This window comes from Isoptericola luteus (assembly GCF_020297055.1).
GTDB lineage: Bacteria > Actinomycetota > Actinomycetes > Actinomycetales > Cellulomonadaceae > Isoptericola > Isoptericola luteus.
Genome location: NZ_JAIXCQ010000005.1, coordinates 246,122 through 262,494, shown reverse-complemented (window position 1 = coordinate 262,494; position 16,373 = coordinate 246,122). Strand labels below are relative to the sequence as shown.

The 16,373-nt window shown below is 75.2% G+C and carries 14 protein-coding genes and 1 pseudogene; 10 read left to right on the top strand and 5 right to left on the bottom strand.

Annotated features, from left to right (window positions below; all coding sequences use genetic code 11):
* The first annotated feature begins 323 nt into the window (after nt 1-323).
* Together LEP48_RS09855 and LEP48_RS09850 are read left to right on the top strand one after the other, a co-directional pair.
* Nucleotides 324-1,763, top strand: a complete 1,440-nt coding sequence (locus tag LEP48_RS09855) for a hypothetical protein (protein ID WP_225565399.1) — start codon at nt 324-326, stop codon at nt 1,761-1,763.
* A 58-nt stretch (nt 1,764-1,821) separates the two neighbouring features.
* Nucleotides 1,822-2,112: an acylphosphatase gene (locus tag LEP48_RS09850; RefSeq protein ID WP_225565398.1), complete on the top strand. Its 291-nt coding sequence runs from the start codon at nt 1,822-1,824 to the stop codon at nt 2,110-2,112.
* On the opposite strand, the gene LEP48_RS09845 is transcribed toward LEP48_RS09850, so the two are convergent.
* Both LEP48_RS09845 and LEP48_RS09840 read right to left on the bottom strand, forming a co-directional pair.
* Nucleotides 2,078-2,722 carry a class I SAM-dependent methyltransferase gene (locus LEP48_RS09845; protein WP_225565397.1) on the bottom strand — a complete coding sequence of 215 codons (645 nt, stop codon included), beginning with the start codon at nt 2,720-2,722 and terminating at the stop codon, nt 2,078-2,080. The two genes, LEP48_RS09850 and LEP48_RS09845, sit on opposite strands and share 35 nt — an antisense overlap.
* A gap of 4 nt (nt 2,723-2,726) precedes the next feature.
* Nucleotides 2,727-4,622, bottom strand: a complete 1,896-nt coding sequence (locus LEP48_RS09840) for a hypothetical protein (protein ID WP_225565396.1) — start codon at nt 4,620-4,622, stop codon at nt 2,727-2,729.
* Between the two features lie 238 nt (nt 4,623-4,860).
* Between LEP48_RS09840 and LEP48_RS09835 the strand changes: the two genes are divergently transcribed.
* From LEP48_RS09835 to LEP48_RS09820, 4 genes are all read left to right on the top strand, one after another.
* Nucleotides 4,861-5,709 (top strand): LLM class F420-dependent oxidoreductase, encoded by an 849-nt coding sequence (locus tag LEP48_RS09835; protein ID WP_225565395.1) that lies wholly within the window; start codon nt 4,861-4,863, stop codon nt 5,707-5,709.
* A 220-nt stretch (nt 5,710-5,929) separates the two neighbouring features.
* Complete coding sequence (locus LEP48_RS09830; RefSeq protein ID WP_225565394.1) at nt 5,930-6,817, top strand: alpha/beta hydrolase family protein; 888 nt, start codon at nt 5,930-5,932, stop codon at nt 6,815-6,817.
* 192 nt (nt 6,818-7,009) lie between these two features.
* Nucleotides 7,010-8,458 (top strand): helix-turn-helix transcriptional regulator, encoded by a 1,449-nt coding sequence (locus LEP48_RS09825; RefSeq protein WP_225565393.1) that lies wholly within the window; start codon nt 7,010-7,012, stop codon nt 8,456-8,458.
* 102 nt (nt 8,459-8,560) lie between these two features.
* On the top strand, nt 8,561-9,445 hold the full coding sequence (locus LEP48_RS09820) for a helix-turn-helix domain-containing protein (protein WP_225565392.1): 885 nt from the start codon (nt 8,561-8,563) through the stop codon (nt 9,443-9,445).
* Between the two features lie 64 nt (nt 9,446-9,509).
* Here the strand turns inward: LEP48_RS09820 and LEP48_RS18975 are convergent.
* From LEP48_RS18975 to LEP48_RS09805, 3 genes and pseudogenes are all read right to left on the bottom strand, one after another.
* A pseudogene (locus tag LEP48_RS18975) lies at nt 9,510-10,658 on the bottom strand (RNA polymerase sigma factor); the annotation flags it as partial.
* Between the two features lie 19 nt (nt 10,659-10,677).
* On the bottom strand, nt 10,678-11,091 hold the full coding sequence (locus LEP48_RS09810) for a YciI family protein (RefSeq protein WP_225565391.1): 414 nt from the start codon (nt 11,089-11,091) through the stop codon (nt 10,678-10,680).
* Between the two features lie 93 nt (nt 11,092-11,184).
* Nucleotides 11,185-12,669: an MFS transporter gene (locus tag LEP48_RS09805; RefSeq protein ID WP_225565390.1), complete on the bottom strand. Its 1,485-nt coding sequence runs from the start codon at nt 12,667-12,669 to the stop codon at nt 11,185-11,187.
* A gap of 168 nt (nt 12,670-12,837) precedes the next feature.
* Here LEP48_RS09805 and LEP48_RS09800 point away from each other — a divergent pair, with 168 nt between their 5' ends.
* The 4 genes from LEP48_RS09800 to LEP48_RS09785 are packed head-to-tail and all read left to right on the top strand — an operon-like array spanning nt 12,838 to nt 16,348.
* A complete protein-coding gene (locus LEP48_RS09800; RefSeq protein WP_225565389.1) occupies nt 12,838-14,256 on the top strand; it encodes an APC family permease in 1,419 nt (472 codons plus the stop codon).
* The gene (locus LEP48_RS09795; RefSeq protein WP_225565388.1) at nt 14,253-14,639 is read left to right on the top strand and encodes a tRNA-dihydrouridine synthase; all 387 of its coding nucleotides are present in this window, start codon (nt 14,253-14,255) and stop codon (nt 14,637-14,639) included. Before LEP48_RS09800 ends, LEP48_RS09795 begins: the two co-directional genes overlap by 4 nt.
* A gap of 54 nt (nt 14,640-14,693) precedes the next feature.
* The gene (locus tag LEP48_RS09790; RefSeq protein WP_225565387.1) at nt 14,694-15,116 is read left to right on the top strand and encodes a DUF350 domain-containing protein; all 423 of its coding nucleotides are present in this window, start codon (nt 14,694-14,696) and stop codon (nt 15,114-15,116) included.
* Entirely contained in the window at nt 15,116-16,348 is a 1,233-nt protein-coding gene (locus LEP48_RS09785; RefSeq protein WP_225565386.1) for a glutathionylspermidine synthase family protein, read from the top strand. The genes LEP48_RS09790 and LEP48_RS09785 overlap by 1 nt, the downstream gene beginning before the upstream one ends.
* Nucleotides 16,349-16,373: the final 25 nt, after the last annotated feature.

Below are 16,373 nucleotides of genomic sequence, written 5' to 3'. Positions count from 1 at the left end.
CCACGGCCTTCGGCGGCGTCCTCGTGCTGGCGCTGCTCGACCTGAGCGCCGTCTCGCTGCTCGTGGTCGCCGCCTCGGTCACCGCCGGCGCGCCCCTCGTCCGCGGCACGGCCGTGGCCCCCGCCCCCCCCCCCCCCCCCCCCCCCCCGGGGGGCCCCCCCCGGCCCCCCCCCCCCCCCCCCCCCGCGGGCCCCCCGCCCCCCGGCGGCCGCCCCCCGCCCCGGCCCCCCCCCGGCGGGTCGCCGGCAGGCGGCCCCAGGGTCGCCCCTCGGGGGCGGCCCCGGATGCGGGAGCGCCGGGTCGGGGCCCGTACGATGCCCCTCATGAACGGGGTGCTGATCGTGGGTCTGGTCACGGGCGGGGTGATCGCGGTCGTGGCCGTGGCCGCCGTGGTCGCCGTCCTGGTGCGCAAGCGTCGGGCGGCCAGGGACGAGGCGGAGGGCGAGCTCTCGCGCCTCGGCACGGCCGCCGGCTCCGCCCTGGTCCGCACCGACGAGCGGGCCCGGCTCGCGCAGGACGAGCTGGCGTTCGCCGTCGCCGAGCTCGGCGAGCGCGACACCGCGGACGTGCGCCCGCTGCTGGGCCGGGCGCGCGAACGGCTCGGCGAGGCGTTCCATCTGCACCAGCTGCTCCACGACGAGGTGCCCGACACCCCCGCCCAGCGCCGCGAGTGGTTCGGGCGCATCGTCGAGCTGTGCCGGTCCGCGGACGGGTTCCTCGACGACCTCGACAAGGGACTGGGGGCACGGCGCGACACCGTCCGCACGACGCCGGACGTGGTGCGCCGCGTCCAGGGCGAGATCGAGCGGGTCCGCGCGCGGATCCCGGACGCGCGCGCCGACCTGGACCGCCTCCGCGCCGTGTACGCCGAGCGTGCGCTGCTCCCCGTGGCCGACAACCCCGACCAGGCTGCCCGGCTCCTCGAGTTCGCCTCTCGCAGCACGGCCGCGGCGGGGCGCCGGCTCGACGCCCAGCAGGCACGCGAGGCCGGTGCCGCCGCCCGCGCCGCAGAGGAGTCGGTCCACCGGGCCGAGGGTCTGCTCACCGCCGTGGACGACTTCGAGGCCGAGGCGCTGCGCGCCGAGTCCGCGCTCGGCGCCATGATCGCCGAGTCCCGCACGGAGCTGGCTCAGGCCCGCGCGCTCCCGGCGGCGCAGCGCTCCGGGCGCGTCGACGGCGCGGTCGCCGCGCTCGAGGACGCCCTGGCCGCCCTGCCCGCCCCCGGCGAGCCGGCCGACCCCGTCGCCTCCCTGTCCCGCGTGCGGGAGGCGAACACCGCCCTGGACGACGCCGTCGACGACCAGGTCCGGCGCAGCGAGCGGACCCGCCGGATGTCCGCGCAGCTCGTCCCGGCGCTGGACGACGCCGAGCGTCAGGTGGCCTCGGCCCGGGGCGTCATCGACGACTACCGGGCCCCGGTCGGCCCGGACGCCCGCACCCGTCTCGCGGAGGCCGAGCGCGAGCTCGCGCAGGCCCGTACCGCGGACGACCCCGAGCGCGCGGTCTCCGCCGCCCGGCGGGCAGCCTCGCTCGCGGCGGAGGCGGCGACCCTGGCGCACCGCGACATCGCGCGCGGCGGGCAGGGCCAGCGCTGGGACGGCGGCTGGAACGACGGCCGCCACGGCGCGCCCGCCGGTCGCGGTGACTACGGCCGGCCGGGCCGCGGCGGCTCCGGCTCCGACGTGTTCGGGGCCGTCCTGGGCGGGATGGTGCTGGGCGGCATCCTCGACGACCTCGGAGACATCGGCGACCTGTTCGACTGACGAGATCGCGGGGGCGCGCGCCCGACGCCGTCCCGGCCGCGCCCGCTAGCCTGTCCGGGTGACGGTGCGGGTGCGGGCGGTGGTGCGCGGCCGGGTCCAGGGCGTGGGCTTCCGGTACGCGACCGTGCGTGCCGCCGCCCGCCACGGGGCGGCCGGCTTCGTGCGCAACCTCGCCGACGGGTCCGTGGAGGCAGAGGTCGAGGGCGACCGGGACGCGGTCGACGCCCTGCTCCGGTTCCTGCGCGAGGGGCCGCCGCAGGCGGCGGTCAGGTCGGTCGAGGTCACGCCGGTACCCGTCCGCGGCGGGCGCGGGTTCACCGAGGAACCGTCGCCGCCACCCACTCGATGACGCCGGCGCGGGTGCGCTCGTGCCGCTCGACGACGAGCCCGCGCTCCGTGACCCACCGCATCGGACGGCGACTGAAGTGCTCGCCGACGGCGGGGACGCTCACGAGGTCCGCCAGGCCCTGCAGGGCGCGCAGCGGCCAGGACGACGACGCCACGTGGTCGGCCAGCAGGAGGAGGCCGCCGGGCCGCAGGACCCGCACCATCTCGGACAGCGCCGCCCGGTCGTCCGCGACGGCGCACAGCGAGAACGTGCACACGACGGTGTCCATGCAGGAGTCCGTCAGGTCGAGCGCCTGCGCGTCGCCCAGCCGCAGGTCCACCGGATGCCCGAGCCGGGCCGCCCGCTGCCGCGCGACGTCGAGCATGCCAGGGCTCCACTCGACCCCGGTGAAGGACCCGGACAGCACCTCGGCCGGGTAGTGCTCGAGGTTGAGCCCGGTGCCGAGCGCCACCTCGAGGGTGCGTCCACGAGCGAGCCCGCACAGGCGTCGTCGCACGTCGGGGAACATCCGCCGCTCGGCCGCCATGAAGGCCCGGTCGTAGCCGGTCGCCTCCCTGTCCCAGTGCCGGCGCAGCCGCTGCGCGCGTCTGCCCACGGGTCCGGTGCTCACCGGGTCAGGGTCTCACACGCGCCCGTCGACGGCGGCGCGCCGCACCCGCCCCGAGGACCGCGAGGCCCGCCAGGAGCAGCAGGACGAGAGCCACGGTCCCGGCGCCGACGCCCGTCGCCCATCCGGAGCGCGTCTCGACGTCGCCGGCGAGCTCCGCGGCCAGGGCGAGGTCGCCCGCCTCGAGCTGGGACACGGCGTCGTCCGCCGTGTCCTCGAGGTCGAGGATCACCGCGCCGAGCCCAGGGAGCGGCCCCCGGCCCTCGGACGCCGCGTCGCGGGCCGCGCCGACCGCGGTGACGGCCGACGTGGCCTTCCCGAGCAGCCCGTCGAGGGCCGTGAGGTCGTCCGCCTGCATCGCGTCCTCGTAGGCGGACCGCACGCTCGCGGGCACCTCGAGCCCCGCGGCCTCGGCCGTCGTCTGCAGGTCGCCCGCGAGGGCCGCGGCCCCGCCGACCTGGTCGAACAGCCGCTCGGCCCGGGTGAAGTGCCAACCAGCCATCGCCGAGCGCGCTGCGACCGGGGGCCGCCACGCGCCGTCGGCCTCGTCGAGCGCGGCGTACGCCTCGCGCGCGTCGGCGCGGGCGGTGAGCGTCGTGCGCTCCTCGGCGTCCAGGACCCAGGTCTTGTACACCTTGCCGGCGTTCTCGACGCCGCCGCGCTCCTCGACGAGATCGAGGAACCGCTTCCATCCGGTGCGCGGTGCGAGCTGCTGGTCGGACCCCGGCTCCTCGTACGCGGACTCGCCCCGCAGCGCCGCGGCCACGACCGCGGCGAAGGTCTCGTCGTCCAGGTCGTCCAGCAGCGTCGAGACGGCCGTGTACGACGCGTCGTAGCCGTACTCCTCGGCGTCGGTGTACGGGTCGCCCTCCCACGCGCCCCAGGCGGTCAGCGGCACGGCAGCGTCGGACTTCCGGTCGGGCGCGGCCGGAGGCTTGCTCTCCTTCGCCCCGGTCTGGTGCACCACGCGGCGGGCCACCACCTCGGTCAAGCCCTCGGAGAGCCACCGCCCGGTGAGCGCGTCGGGGTTCAGCCACGCGTGCCCGAGCTCGTGATAGAGCAGCGTGGGGTCGAGGTCCTCCGGCACCACGATCTCGTCGGCGCTGGAGTCGAACCACGCGTAGCCGAGCACCTGCGGCGAGACGTCCTCGCGGATCACGTCCAGGCCGCCCGGCCAGGGGGTGCCGACGGCCTCCTCGAGCGCCGGCAGTCCCTCGGTCAGGCTCTTCTCGACGAACGACGTCCAGCGCTTGTCACCGGGAAAGCTGTGCAGCGTGAGGGTGGTGCCGTCGACCCTCACCTCGCGCTCGTCCACCTGCTCCGGGTCACGCGCGGAGACCACGACCCACGTGCCGAAGCCGTCGGTGCCGTCGTCGGTGGTGTAGGTCGTGCTGTCGCCGTCCTTCGTCGCGGTCATCTCGACGCTGGAGTTGAAAGTCATCGCCGACGGCAGGACGAGCTCGACGGACGTCTCCCCCTTGTCGCCGGGCGCCTGCACCGCGAACGTCGCGTAGCCCGGCCCGACGCGCGTGTAGTCGGCCGAGCGGACCTTCTCGCCCGGGATGGTGAACGTCCACTCGATGGTGCGCTCACGCCCGTAGCGCAGGGCGGGGAAGGTGGCCACGGCCATGTCGATGCTCGGGTCGTCGCCGCCGCTGCGGCTGACGGACAGGGTGGCACCGCCGCTGGTGGCACGCAGGTCCTGGGCGCCCGCGGGCACCGGGATCCCGTACGAGGTGAAGAAGTAGTAGTACGACCCCTTGTCCGGGGTGGTGTTGCGGATCGTCGAGGTGATCGTCACGTCCACCGCCGTCTCGTCCGCGTCGAGCACGTAGCGCCCGTGCCCTGACTCGTCGAGGCCGTCGTCCGCGGCGGCCGCACCGCCCGCGGCGGTCCCGGCCACCAGTGCGAGCCCCAGGACCCACGCGGCGGACCGTGGGGACGCCGTTCGCCGTCGGGACCGTCCGCCCTGCGCCACGCTGCTGCTGCCCACGTCTCCCCTGCCGTCCCGGTGCCGAGCGGCGGCGGGTCGCCGCCCGCCGCGCGCCGCTACTGTAGCGGCCCGTGCACCGTGCTCGGTCCGGGGAGCGGGTGAACTCGTCCCCTGGCCGTGCGCCGTCCCCGCAGGCCAGGATGGGTCCATGACTCTCCGGTTCGGGATCAAGCTCGGTCAGGACGCCCCCGTGGACACGCACCGTCGCGTCTGGGCGACCGCGGACGACGCCGGCTTCGACCACGTGTGGGTGATGGACCACATCGCCTCCCTCGGCGAGGACCCGACCCGCCCGATCTTCGACGCGTGGGCGATGCAGGCCGCGATGGCGGTGACCACGACGCGGGTGCGGATCGGGTGCATGGTCTCCGGCAACACGTACCGCCACCCCGGGATGCTCGCGAAGCTCGCGGCGACGGTCGACCACCTGTCGGGCGGTCGCCTCGAGTTCGGCATCGGCGCGGGCTGGAACGAGCGGGAGCACACGATGTACGGGCTCGACCTCGGCACGGTGGGCGAGCGCATGGACCGCCTCTCGGAGGCCCTGCAGATCGTCCGGTCGCTCTGGTCGGAGCCCACCACGACGTTCGAGGGCGCGCACTACCGGCTCGCCGACGCCGTCGCCGAGCCCAAGCCCGTCCAGCGGCCCGGTCCGCCGATCTGGGTCGGGGGGTCCGGGCCGCGCCGCACGCTGCGGCTCGTCGCGGAGCACGCCGACGCCTGGAACGACACGAACAGCAGCCCCGAACGGATCGCCGAGCTCAGCGAGGTCCTCGCCCGCCACTGCGACGACGTCGGACGGGACCCGGCGCAGATCCGCCGCACGGTGCAGCTCCGGCTGCGCGAGCACCCCGTCGAGGCCCTGCCCCGGCTGGTCGACGAGTACGCCGCCGTCGGCGTCACGGAGTTCGTCGTCGTGCTGCCCACCGAGGGCGACTCCCTCGCCGCGCTCGACGACGTCGTCGACGCCCTGCCGAGGCTTCGCGAGATCGCCTGAGGCGCCGAGCCACCCGGCGCGCCCGTTCGCCCGAGGAGCCCTCGGCTCGTGCGAGCGGCCCCAGGGTCGCCCGAGGACCGGCGCCGACCGGACCGGTGATCTTGCCGATGCCCGGGGCGACGGCGGCGGCGCACGCTGTGCGGGCAGGAACGGCACCGTCGCACACCTGGCCGCCGCCGTCGGCGGCGAGGTGACGGCGCCACGTCAGAGAGGACGAACCATGCAGCACACCCCGAGCACGCCCCGGGCGCGCCAGCGCGTCACCGGTGTCCTGGCCGCCCTCGCCGTCGCCCTGGGCGTCGGCGTCGCGACGGTGCCCGCGGCCGGCGCCGCGGACAACCCCTACGAGCGCGGGCCGGACCCGAGCTGGTCCAGCATCGAGGCCCTGCGCGGCCCCTACACGGTGGACGACACGTCCGTGTCGAGGTGGGTCTCCGGCTTCGGCGGCGGCACGATCTACTACCCGGACACCACCCGGGACGGCGACTTCGGCGCCGCGGTCATCTCCCCCGGGTACACCGGCACCCAGAGCTCGATCGACTGGCTCGGCCCGCGCCTCGCCTCGCAGGGATTCGTGGTCCTGACGATCGACACCAACTCGGTCTACGACCAGCCCGACTCCCGGGCCGACCAGCTCCAGGCCGCGCTCGACTATCTCACCGGCTCCAGCGACGTGGCCGACCGGATCGACCCGGACCGCCTCGCCCTGATGGGGCACTCGATGGGCGGCGGCGGCACCCTGCGCGCGGTCGACGACGACCCGTCGATCAAGGCGGCGATCCCGATGACGCCGTGGCACATCAAGAAGAACTGGTCGTCGGTCAGCACGCCGACGCTCATCTTCGGCGCCGAGCGCGACAGCATCGCCCCGCACGAGACCCACGCCGAGCCGTTCTACGACTCGCTGTCACGGTCCTTGCCCAAGGCGTACCTGGAGCTCAACAACGCGAGCCACTTCGCGCCGAACTCCTCGAACACCGAGATCGCGAGCATCTCGATCGCGTGGCTCAAGCGGTTCGTGGACGACGACACGCGCTACGAGCAGTTCGTCTGCCCCGGCCCGTCGGGCTACGCCATCGAGAAGTACGAGAGCTCCTGCCCGTTCTGAGCCCGCCGACGAGGCGCTCCACCACGAGCGCAGGCGACGTGGCGGCCGCGCCGAGGTGCGGCCGCCACGTCGTCTGCCCGTCGTCTGCCCGTCGTCTGCCCGCCGTCTGCCCGCCGTCCTCGGTCGCCTGAGGTCGTGTGCCCGGGCACAACGTCGCCGGGCGGAGCGCGCACGCCTCCCTAGCATCGCGACATGGAGCCGACCAGGCAGGGGCGCAGGGAGCTGGCTCGCGGGCTGCGGCTGCAGGCCCGCGGCCCGGCGGGCGACGCGTACGCCACCCTGAGCCTCGCGAGCACCCTCCTGCGGGCACACCCCGAGCAGGCGCTGGCGGCGCGCGTGGCGGCCGCCGGCGCCGCGTGGTCCGCCGGGGACCATGCCGCCTGCGTCGACGCGCTCGAGGCCGGTGCACGGCTCGCCAGAGCCCTGCCGCCGGGCGACGTCCGCGACTACACCGACGGCATGCTCGCCGTCCTCACGCAGCGCGCCGACCACGCCGCGGCTCCCCTGGCCCGGGCGCTCGGGCGCGGCTCGGACAGCACCGACCCCGAGACCTTGCTGCGCGCGGTGGCGGCAGCGCTGCTCCTCGGTGACGTCGAGACGGCCTGCCGCACGGGCGCGCGGGCCCTGGCGGTGGCCCGCGCCCGGGACGACGAGGACCTGGTCTCTCGCGCGACCGAGCTCGTGGCCTCCGCGGAGCTGCGTGCGGGACGGCACGCGCTGGCGCGTGAGCACGCGCTGCGGGGCTTGCGCGCCGCGGCGCGGACGGGTCGGGCGAACGCGGCGGCCCATCACCATGCCGTCCTGGCGCTGGTCGGCTCCGTCGAGGGCCCCCCGGAGCAGGTGGCACGGCACGTCGCGGCCGCGCTGGAGGTCGGCCGCCGGCACGGGCTGGCCCAGCCGGTCACCCTCGCCGAGTGGGCCGCGGGCCGCTCCGCCCTGGCCGCCGGCCGTGCGGCGGAGGCGGCGACCCGGCTCCGCGTGCTGCTGACACCCGGCCCGGCGGGTGCGCACTTCGCGCTCCGCGGCCTGGTGCTCCCCACCTACGTCGAGGCGTCCGCCGCCGCGGACGACCTCGGCGACGCGCGGGGGGTGCTCGACGAGATGGTCGCGTGGGCCGCCGCCAGCGCGGACCCGCAGGCTGCGGCGCTGCTGCTGCGGTGCCGGGCGCTGATGGCCGTCCGGGACGCCGAGGCCGACGCCCTGTTCGAGCGCGCGCACGCGGCACACCGTACGGTCCGGGGCGACTTCGAGCGGGCACGCACGCTGCTCCTGCACGGGAAGTGGCTGCGGCGCCGTCGGCGTGCCGTCGACGCCCGCGAGCGCCTTCGCGACGCCCTGCACCTTTTCGACCGGTGCGGCGCCGCCCCGTGGTCGACCTCCGCGCGCACGGAGCTGCGGGCCGCGGGCGCCAGGCAGGCAGCGGCGCCGCCGCCCGGGGTGCTCGACCGGCTCACGCCGCACCAGCAGCGCATCGCCCGCTGCGTGGCCGCCGGGGACACCAATCGCGAGGTCGCCGAGCGGCTGTCGGTGAGCGTGCGCACGATCGACCATCACCTGCGCAACATCTTCGGGACGCTCCAGGTGCGTTCCCGGGTGGAGCTGTCGCGCCTGGTTCCGGCCGAGGACGCCGTCCACGCCTAGCGGCGCGCCGGGCACCCGATCGCCGCCGGTCGATACCGACCGGGCGGTATGCGATCCTGGCGGTACCCGCGACAGCGTCGTCGCCCGTATCGAGGAGGTTCCGTGCCCGACTCCGGCCTGGCCCTGCCCGAGCTCGTCCCCGGCCCGCGCACCATGCGCGACCAGGCCACCGCCCCGCGCACCATGCCGCGTACCGGCACCTCCCCCCACGGCGCCCTCTCTCCTGCTCCGCCCGCGTGCCCGCCTCCCGCCGTGGGAGCCCTCGGCTCGTTGCTGGACGGCTCGTGCCGCACGGCACAGCTCCGGCTCGTCGCGGCCGCGCTGCACCTGCCGGTGACGGGACGGTACGTCGTCGTGGCCCTCGCCGGGGGCTCGCCCCGTGCGCGGGCCGCCGCCAGGACGCGGTGGCGCGGGGCCGGGCCGCGCACGCTCTGGCGCGTCGCGCCGCGCGTCGATCACGGCATCGTGCTGCTCGCGGACGGGCGGGAGGTCGTCGCACCGGCGCCCGCCCCACCGGGCGTGGTGGCGCCCGGCGTCCGGACGGGCGTCGGCCTGCCGGTGCACGGCCTGGCGGCGATCGCGGAGGCCCGGGGGCGCGCCGACGCGGCGCTGGCCCTGTGCCCGGCCGCCGGCGGCAGCGTCCACCTCGGCGAGCAGCTGGCCGCCGCGCTGGTCCGGTCCGACCCGCACCTTGCCGACGAGCTCGCCGCCCGGGTGCTGGGACCCCTCGTCGGCGGCGCGCACGCCACCGCCGCACCCGACACCTCCGCACCCGACACCGACGTCCTGCTGTCGACCTTCGCCGCCTGGGTGGCGACCGGAGGCTCCGCGCGCGACGCCGCCGCCCGGCTCGGCTGCCACCGCAACACCGTGACCAACCGGCTCCGGCGCCTCGAGCGGCGCACCGGCCGCCGGGTCGACAGGCCTGGCGACCTCGTCGAGCTCGTCCTGGCGGTGCAGGTGCGCACCCTCGGCCGCCCGCGCTGACCGCCCGGCCACGACCTGAAGCCACGCGACCGATGGCACGGCAGCAGCCCGTCATCCCCCCCTGCAGCCGGGCCGCCTGCGTCACCAGGTGCGTGCGCTCCGCGGAGCTCGTCGCCGCCTGTGCCGCGAGCACGTAGAGCCGGGCCGCGTCGGCGTCGTTCCCGGCACGCTCGTGCAGGTAGGCGGCGGCCGCGTCGCGGCGCGGGAGACCGGGGTCCAGCGCCTCCACGAGCCGCAGCCCCGCGAGCGGGCCGTCCACGTGCCCGACGGCGACCGCTCGGTTGAGCGCCACGACCGGATTGTCCGGCTCGAGCCGGACGAGCTCGTCGTACCACTCGAGGATCTGCGTCCAGTCCGTCTCGGCGGCGGTCGCGGCGTCGTCGTGCAGCGCGGCGACCGCCGCCTGGGCCTGGTAGGGACCGAGCCGGTCGCGCGCGAGAGCGTGCTGCAGCAGACCGACGCCCTCGGCGATGGCCGAGGTGTCCCACAGGGTGCGGTCCTGCTCCGCCAGGGGCACCAGCGCGCCTGACGGCGACGTCCGCGCCGCACGCCGCGCGTGGTGCAGCAGCATGAGGGCCATGAGCCCCGCCGCCTCGGCGTCCTCGGGCACGGCGGCCACGAGCTGCCGGGTGAGCCGGATCGCCTCGGCAGCGAGGTCCACCTCCCCGGTGAAGCCCTCGTTGAACACGAGGTACAGCACGCGCAGCACCGCGTGCACGTCACCCGGCTGCTCGAACCGCTCGCCCGCCAGGGTGCGCTTGGCCCGCGAGATGCGCTGCGCCATCGTCGCCGTCGGCACGAGGAACGCGCGGGCGACCTGCTCGGTCGTCAGCCCGCCCACCGCGCGCAGCGTCAGGGCGATCGACGAGGCGGGCGTCAGCGCCGGGTGGCAGCAGCGGCTCAGCAGCAGCAGGGTGTCGTCGGCCTGCTCCGTCGGCCCCGGGGCCGGCTCGAGGCTGACCGCGACCTCCCGCAGCGCCCGCGACGAGGCCGAGCGCCGGGCGTCGAGGAACTTGCGCCACGCGACGGTGACGAGCCACCCCAGCGGGTCGCCGGGCACGGCGCCTTGCGCGCCGTCGGCACCGTCCCACCGACGCACCGCCTCCAGCAGGGCGTCCTGGACGGCGTCCTCCGCCGCGGCGAAGTCGGCCCCGCGCCGGACGAGGACGCCGAGGACCCGGGGTGCCAGGTCTCTCAGCGTCCCGTCCCGCAGCGGGTCGCTCACGGTCGGCTCATCCCGTCACCTCGGCGGTGTCGGTGAGGAACGGGCGCACCTCGATCCACTCGTGCAGCGGGCGCCCGCCCGGTCCGGGCGCCGACGACAGGAAGGCCGCGGCCTCGTGCGCCCTTTCGTGCGACTCGACGTCGATCACCATCCAGCCGGCGATGAGGTCCTTGGTCTCCGCGAACGGGCCGTCGGTCACCGGGGGCCGGCCCTCGCCGTCGTAGCGGACGAACTCGCCCTGCGGGGAGAGCGCCTGCGCGTCGACGAACTCGCCACGCTCCCGCAGGTCGTCGATCACGCGGTCCATGAACGCGATGTGGTCGCTCACCTCGTCCGGCGTCCAGCGGTCCATCGGCACGTCGGTGCCGGGCACCGGCTCGGGGATCCCTCGGTAGTGCTTGAGCAGCAGGTACTTGGTCATGGTCCATCCTCCGTCTCGTCGCGGTGCGTGTCACCGTCGACACCCCTGGGACGGAGCCGGTCACGCGTTCTCGACATCTCACGGGCGCGCCGGTCAGTCGTCGTCCGCCCGCGCGTCGTCCCCCGCGTCCTGCGCCGACAGCGGGGTCGCGATGTCCTCCAGCGACCGTTGCTCCGCACCCACGCCGAGGAACAGGGCGACCACGCCGCCACCGACCATCAGCGCCGCGCCGACGTAGTAGCCGACGGCGATGCCGCCGATGTCCCCTGCCTGGCTCGCGGACTCGATGAGCCGCCCGAACAGCAGCGGGCCCGTGATGCCGCCCACCGCCGTGCCGACCGCGTAGAAGAAAGCGATGCACAGCGCGCGCGTCTCCATCGGGAAGACCTCGCTCGCGGTGAGGTACGCCGAGCTCGCCCCCGCGGACGCCACGAAGAAGATCGCCATGCCGAAGAACGTCAGCGTCCAGGCGGTGAGGCCGCCGATCATCAGGCCCGCCACGGCCAGCATCACGCCCGAGAGGATGTACGTGCCCGAGATCATCCGCACCCGGCCGACCTTGTCGAACAGGGGGCCGAGCGCGAGCGCGCCGAGGAAGTTGCTCACTGCGAACAGCGCGATGTAGACGCCGGTCTGGCCGACGCCGAGGAACGTCTGCAGCGTGTCGCCGAAGGTGAAGAAGAAGGCGTTGTAGAGGAACGCCTGGCCGATGAACAGCGCGAGGCACAGGACGGTGCGGCGCGGGTACTGGGTGAACACGGTCCGCGCGACCGTCGCGAGGCTCACGGTGTGCCGCTGCTTGATCCGCAGGCTTCCCTCGGGCGGGTCGAGCTCGACCCCGTCCTGGTCACGGACCCGCTCCTCGATGGCCCCGACGATCCGCTCGCTGTCGGCCTCCCTGCCGTGGATGAACAGCCAGCGCGGGCTCTCCGGGACGTGGCGCCGCACGAACAGCACCGCGAGCCCCAGGACGGCGCCGAGCGCGAAGCACAGCCGCCAGCCCAGCCATGCGGGGATCAGCTCAGGGTTGAGCAACGGGATGGTCAGCAGCGCGCCGCCGGCCGCCCCCAGCCAGTACGACCCGTTGATCGCGATGTCGATGCGGCCGCGGTACCTCGCGGGGATGAGCTCGTCGATGGCCGAGTTCACGGCCGCGTACTCACCACCGATGCCGAGCCCGGTGACGAACCGCATCGCGAAGTAGTACAGCGGGTTCATCGAGAACGCCGTGAGCACGGTGCCCGTGAGGTACACGAGCAGCGTGAGGATGAACAGCCTCTTGCGCCCGAACCGGTCGGTGAGCTGGCCGAAGACCAGTGCGCCCAGGCACGCCCCCATGACGTACACCGCGCCCGCGAGGCCGATGTCCGCACTGGTCAGGCCCAGGCCGGTCTCGCCCTTGAGCGCGTCGGAGAGGTTGCCGACGATCGTCACCTCGAGGCCGTCGAGGATCCATACCGTGCCCAGCCCGATGACGATCATCCAGTGCCAACGTGACCACGGCAGCCGGTCGAGCCGTGCCGGGATGTCCGTGGTGATCGTGCGCAGCGTCGCCTCGCCGCCCCTGGTCGATGACATGTTCCGGTGGTACTCCGACCTGCCGATGCACGCTCGGCGGAGGGGCCCGCACCAGGCGTGACCAGGTTCGACACCGCCCCCGCGGTCCCCCTATGCTGCCGCCCGCGCCACCCGCACGCCCTCGCCGAGGGAGATCGATCGAGGACGCCCGGCGCGAGGGAGAGCGACGTGGTGCACCGGCTGGCGCGAGCGATGTCCCCCGCGACCGCCGCCGCCCCCGCGGTCGGGCAGCTTCGGGCCAGGGCCGTCGGACGGCTCGGCTCCACCGCCCTCGGCATCGCGTCCACCTCCCCGGCGTACTCGCTCGCGGTCACCGTCGGCCTGCTTGTCGCCGCCGTCGGGACCGCCGCCCCGACGGCACTGGTGCTGTCCGCCGTCCCCGTGGTGCTCGTCGCGCTGTGCTTCCGCGAGCTCAACCGCGAGCTGCCGGACTGCGGCACCACCTACGCCTGGGTGCAGCGCGCCCTCGGGCCGCGCGCGGGGGCGATGGCCGGCTGGCTCACGATCGCCGCATGCCTGCTCGTCATGGCCAACCTCGCCCAGGTGAGCGCCGTCTACGCGTTCGACCTCGTGGGGGCGTCCGTCCTCGCGGACTCGCGTGCCGCCCAGGCAGCCGCGGGCGCCGCCTGCATCGCGACGATGGCGTGGCTCGCCTACCGCGGCGTCCAGGTCGCCGCGCGCCTCCAGGCGACGCTGGTCGTCGTCGAGCTCGTCGCGCTCCTGTGGTTCGCGGGCCGCGCCCTCGCGCAGGCCGACCACCTCGCCTGGCCCACGCTGCAGGCGGGCGGCGCGGGCGGCGTCGGCGGCTGGACCACCGCGTTCCTCGCGGCAGTGTTCCTGTACTGGGGCTGGGACTCCTCGTTCTCCACGAACGAGGAGTCCGACGACCCTCGCCGGACGCCCGGCGTCGCGGCGCTCACCGCCAACGGGATCCTCGTGCTGCTGTACGTCGTGGTGACGTGGGCGGCGATCAGCTGGGCGGGCGTCGACCGGCTCGCCGCCGTGGCCGACGACGACTTCTTCGCCGTGCTCGCCGGTGACCTCATGGGGACTGCCGGGGGCAAGGTGCTCGTCGCCGCCGTCCTGCTGTCCGGCCTGGCGTCGGCGCAGACCACGATCCTGCCCACCACCCGCACCATGCTCGCGATGGGACGTGACGGCGTCGGCTCGCCCCGCCTCGCGGACGTGTCGCCGAGGTACGGCACGCCGTCCACCGCGACGTGGGTCTTCACCGCGGCCGCCGCGGGGATCTACGTGCTGCTCGTGACCCTGTCCGACGCCGTGCTAGCCGACTCCGTCGCCGCGACGTCCGTGCTCGTGGCCGCCTACTACCTGGCGACGGCGGTCGCCACGATCCGGTTCCCCTGGGCCGCCGGAGTGGGCGCCCGCCCGCTGTGGCGGGTCGTGGTGCCGGGTGTCGCGGCCACGGCCTTCGGCGGCGTCCTCGTGCTGGCGCTGCTCGACCTGAGCGCCGTCTCGCTGCTCGTGGTCGCCGCCTCGGTCACCGCCGGCGCGCCCCTCGTCCGCGGCACGGCCGTGCCCCGATCCCCCCGACCCCGTCCCGTCCCGCTGGAGGACCCCTCGTGACCCACCCCGTCCGTCGCATGCGCAGCGCCTCGGTCACCCTCGGGGTGACCGCCGTCGTCGCGGCGTCCCTCACCGGCTGCACCTCGCAGTCCGCGGACAACCGCGCGATCTGCGTCGACCCGGAGACCCAGCTCCGTGTCGACGACGACGAGTGCGACGAGGACGACGACTACCACGGCTCCGGGACGCCGTCGTCCGGCTTCTACTGGTACTACCTGCGGTCCGGCGGCCGCGCGCCGGCCGTCGGCGCCTCCTACGCGACCGGCACGGGCTCCTTCGACTCCAGCCGGCTGTCCGGCTCGTCGTCCAAGGGCGGCGTCTCGTCGGACGGCGGCACGATCTCCCGCGGCGGGTTCGGCGGCAGCGGTCACGTCGGTTCCTGACGCCCCGTACGCCCCCGGCCCCCGCTCCCACCACCCGAAGGAGACCCCTCCGCCATGACCGACCTCCTGCCCGCCCTGGGCTACGGCGTCGTCTACTGCCTGGTCGGCACGCTCGTTCTCGTCGCCTCCTGGTTCGTGCTCGACCTGCTGACCCCCGGCCGGCTCGGCGAGCACCTGCGCACGTCACACTCGGCCGCCCTGGTCGCCGCGACCTGGATGGTCGCGCAGGGCGCGATCGTCTTCACCGCGATCTGGTCGAACGCCGACTCCGCCTTCGGCACCGCCCTGGCCTGGACGGCCGCGTTCAGCGTGCTCGGTGTCCTGCTGCAGTCCCTGGCGTGGCGCCTGGTCGACCTCGTGACGCCGGGCACCCTCGGCGAGGAGGTCACCGTCCCCGGTCCCGTGGCCCCGCTCGCCGCCGTGAGTGCCGGCGTGATCGTGGCCGTCGCGCTCGTCGTCGTGGCCAGCATCGCCTGATGCGCCGTCACGCGATCGACCCGCGCACCGGCTGGCGCGACACGGTGGTCTCCCAGGGGCTGGTCTTCCCCGTCACGCCGACCACCGGCCTGCACGGCGAGGAGAGCGAGGTCGTCTACTGGAACGAGTCCGCCTGGTACGACTTCACGATGGCCGAGGTGGAACGGCTCGAGACCGCCACCGAAGAGCTGTACGGCATGTGCCTCGAGGCAGCGCGCGAGATGCTGCGACGGTACACCGACGACGACCTGGCGCTGCCCGCCGGCGCGCTCGCCCTCGCGCGGGAGTCGCTCGGCCGCGGCGACCCGTCCGTCTACGCCCGCTTCGACCTGGCCTACGGCGGCGACGGCCCGGCGAAGATGCTCGAGATCAACGGCGACACCCCGACGGGGCTGGTGGAGACCGCCGTCGCGCAATGGCGCTGGCTCGAGGACGTGTTCGGGCGCTACGACCAGTGGAACTCGGTGCACGACCGCCTGGTGCGCTGGTGGGGCGAGGCCGCCGCGGCGGGACGCTACCCCGAGGGCGTGCACTTCCTGCACTCGGCGGCGGACGACTCCGGCGAGGAGGAGATGACCGTCACCTACCTCCGCGACACGGCCGCGAGCGCCGGCCTGGCCACGTACGGGCACGCGATCGAGAAGCTCGGCTGGGACGACGACGACCGCGGGCGGCGCTTCGTGGACGACTTCGACCTCACGGTGCACGCCGCGTTCAAGCTGTACCCGTGGGAGGACATGCTCCACGAGGAGTTCGGCGCCCACGTGCTGCAGGGGCGCGAGCGACGCCCCGTGCAGTGGATCGAGCCGGCGTGGAAGCTGCTGCTGTCCACCAAGGCGATCCTGCCCGTGCTGTGGGAGCTGTTCCCCGGCCACCCGAACCTGCTGCCCGCCTACCTGGGCGAGCCGCGCGAACTCACCGAGTGGGTCGCCAAGCCGCTGTGGGGCCGTGAGGGCGACAACGTGCACGTGCACGCCGACGACCTGGAGCAGGTCAACGACGGCTCGTACGGCGACCAGCCGCTCGTGTACCAGCAGTACACGCGCCTGCCCGACTTCGACGGCAACCGCGTGGTGCTCGGCTCGTGGGTGGTCGGCGGCCGGTCCGCCGGCTGCCTGGTCCGTGAGTCCGACGGCCCGGTCACCGACTACTACTCGCGCGTCGTGCCGCACGTCATCGGCGACGCCCGGATGCCCGGGCACGACCAGGTCCAGGCCTGGCTCGCCCAGTAGCCGAGCGCCGTGCCCGTGGGACGGG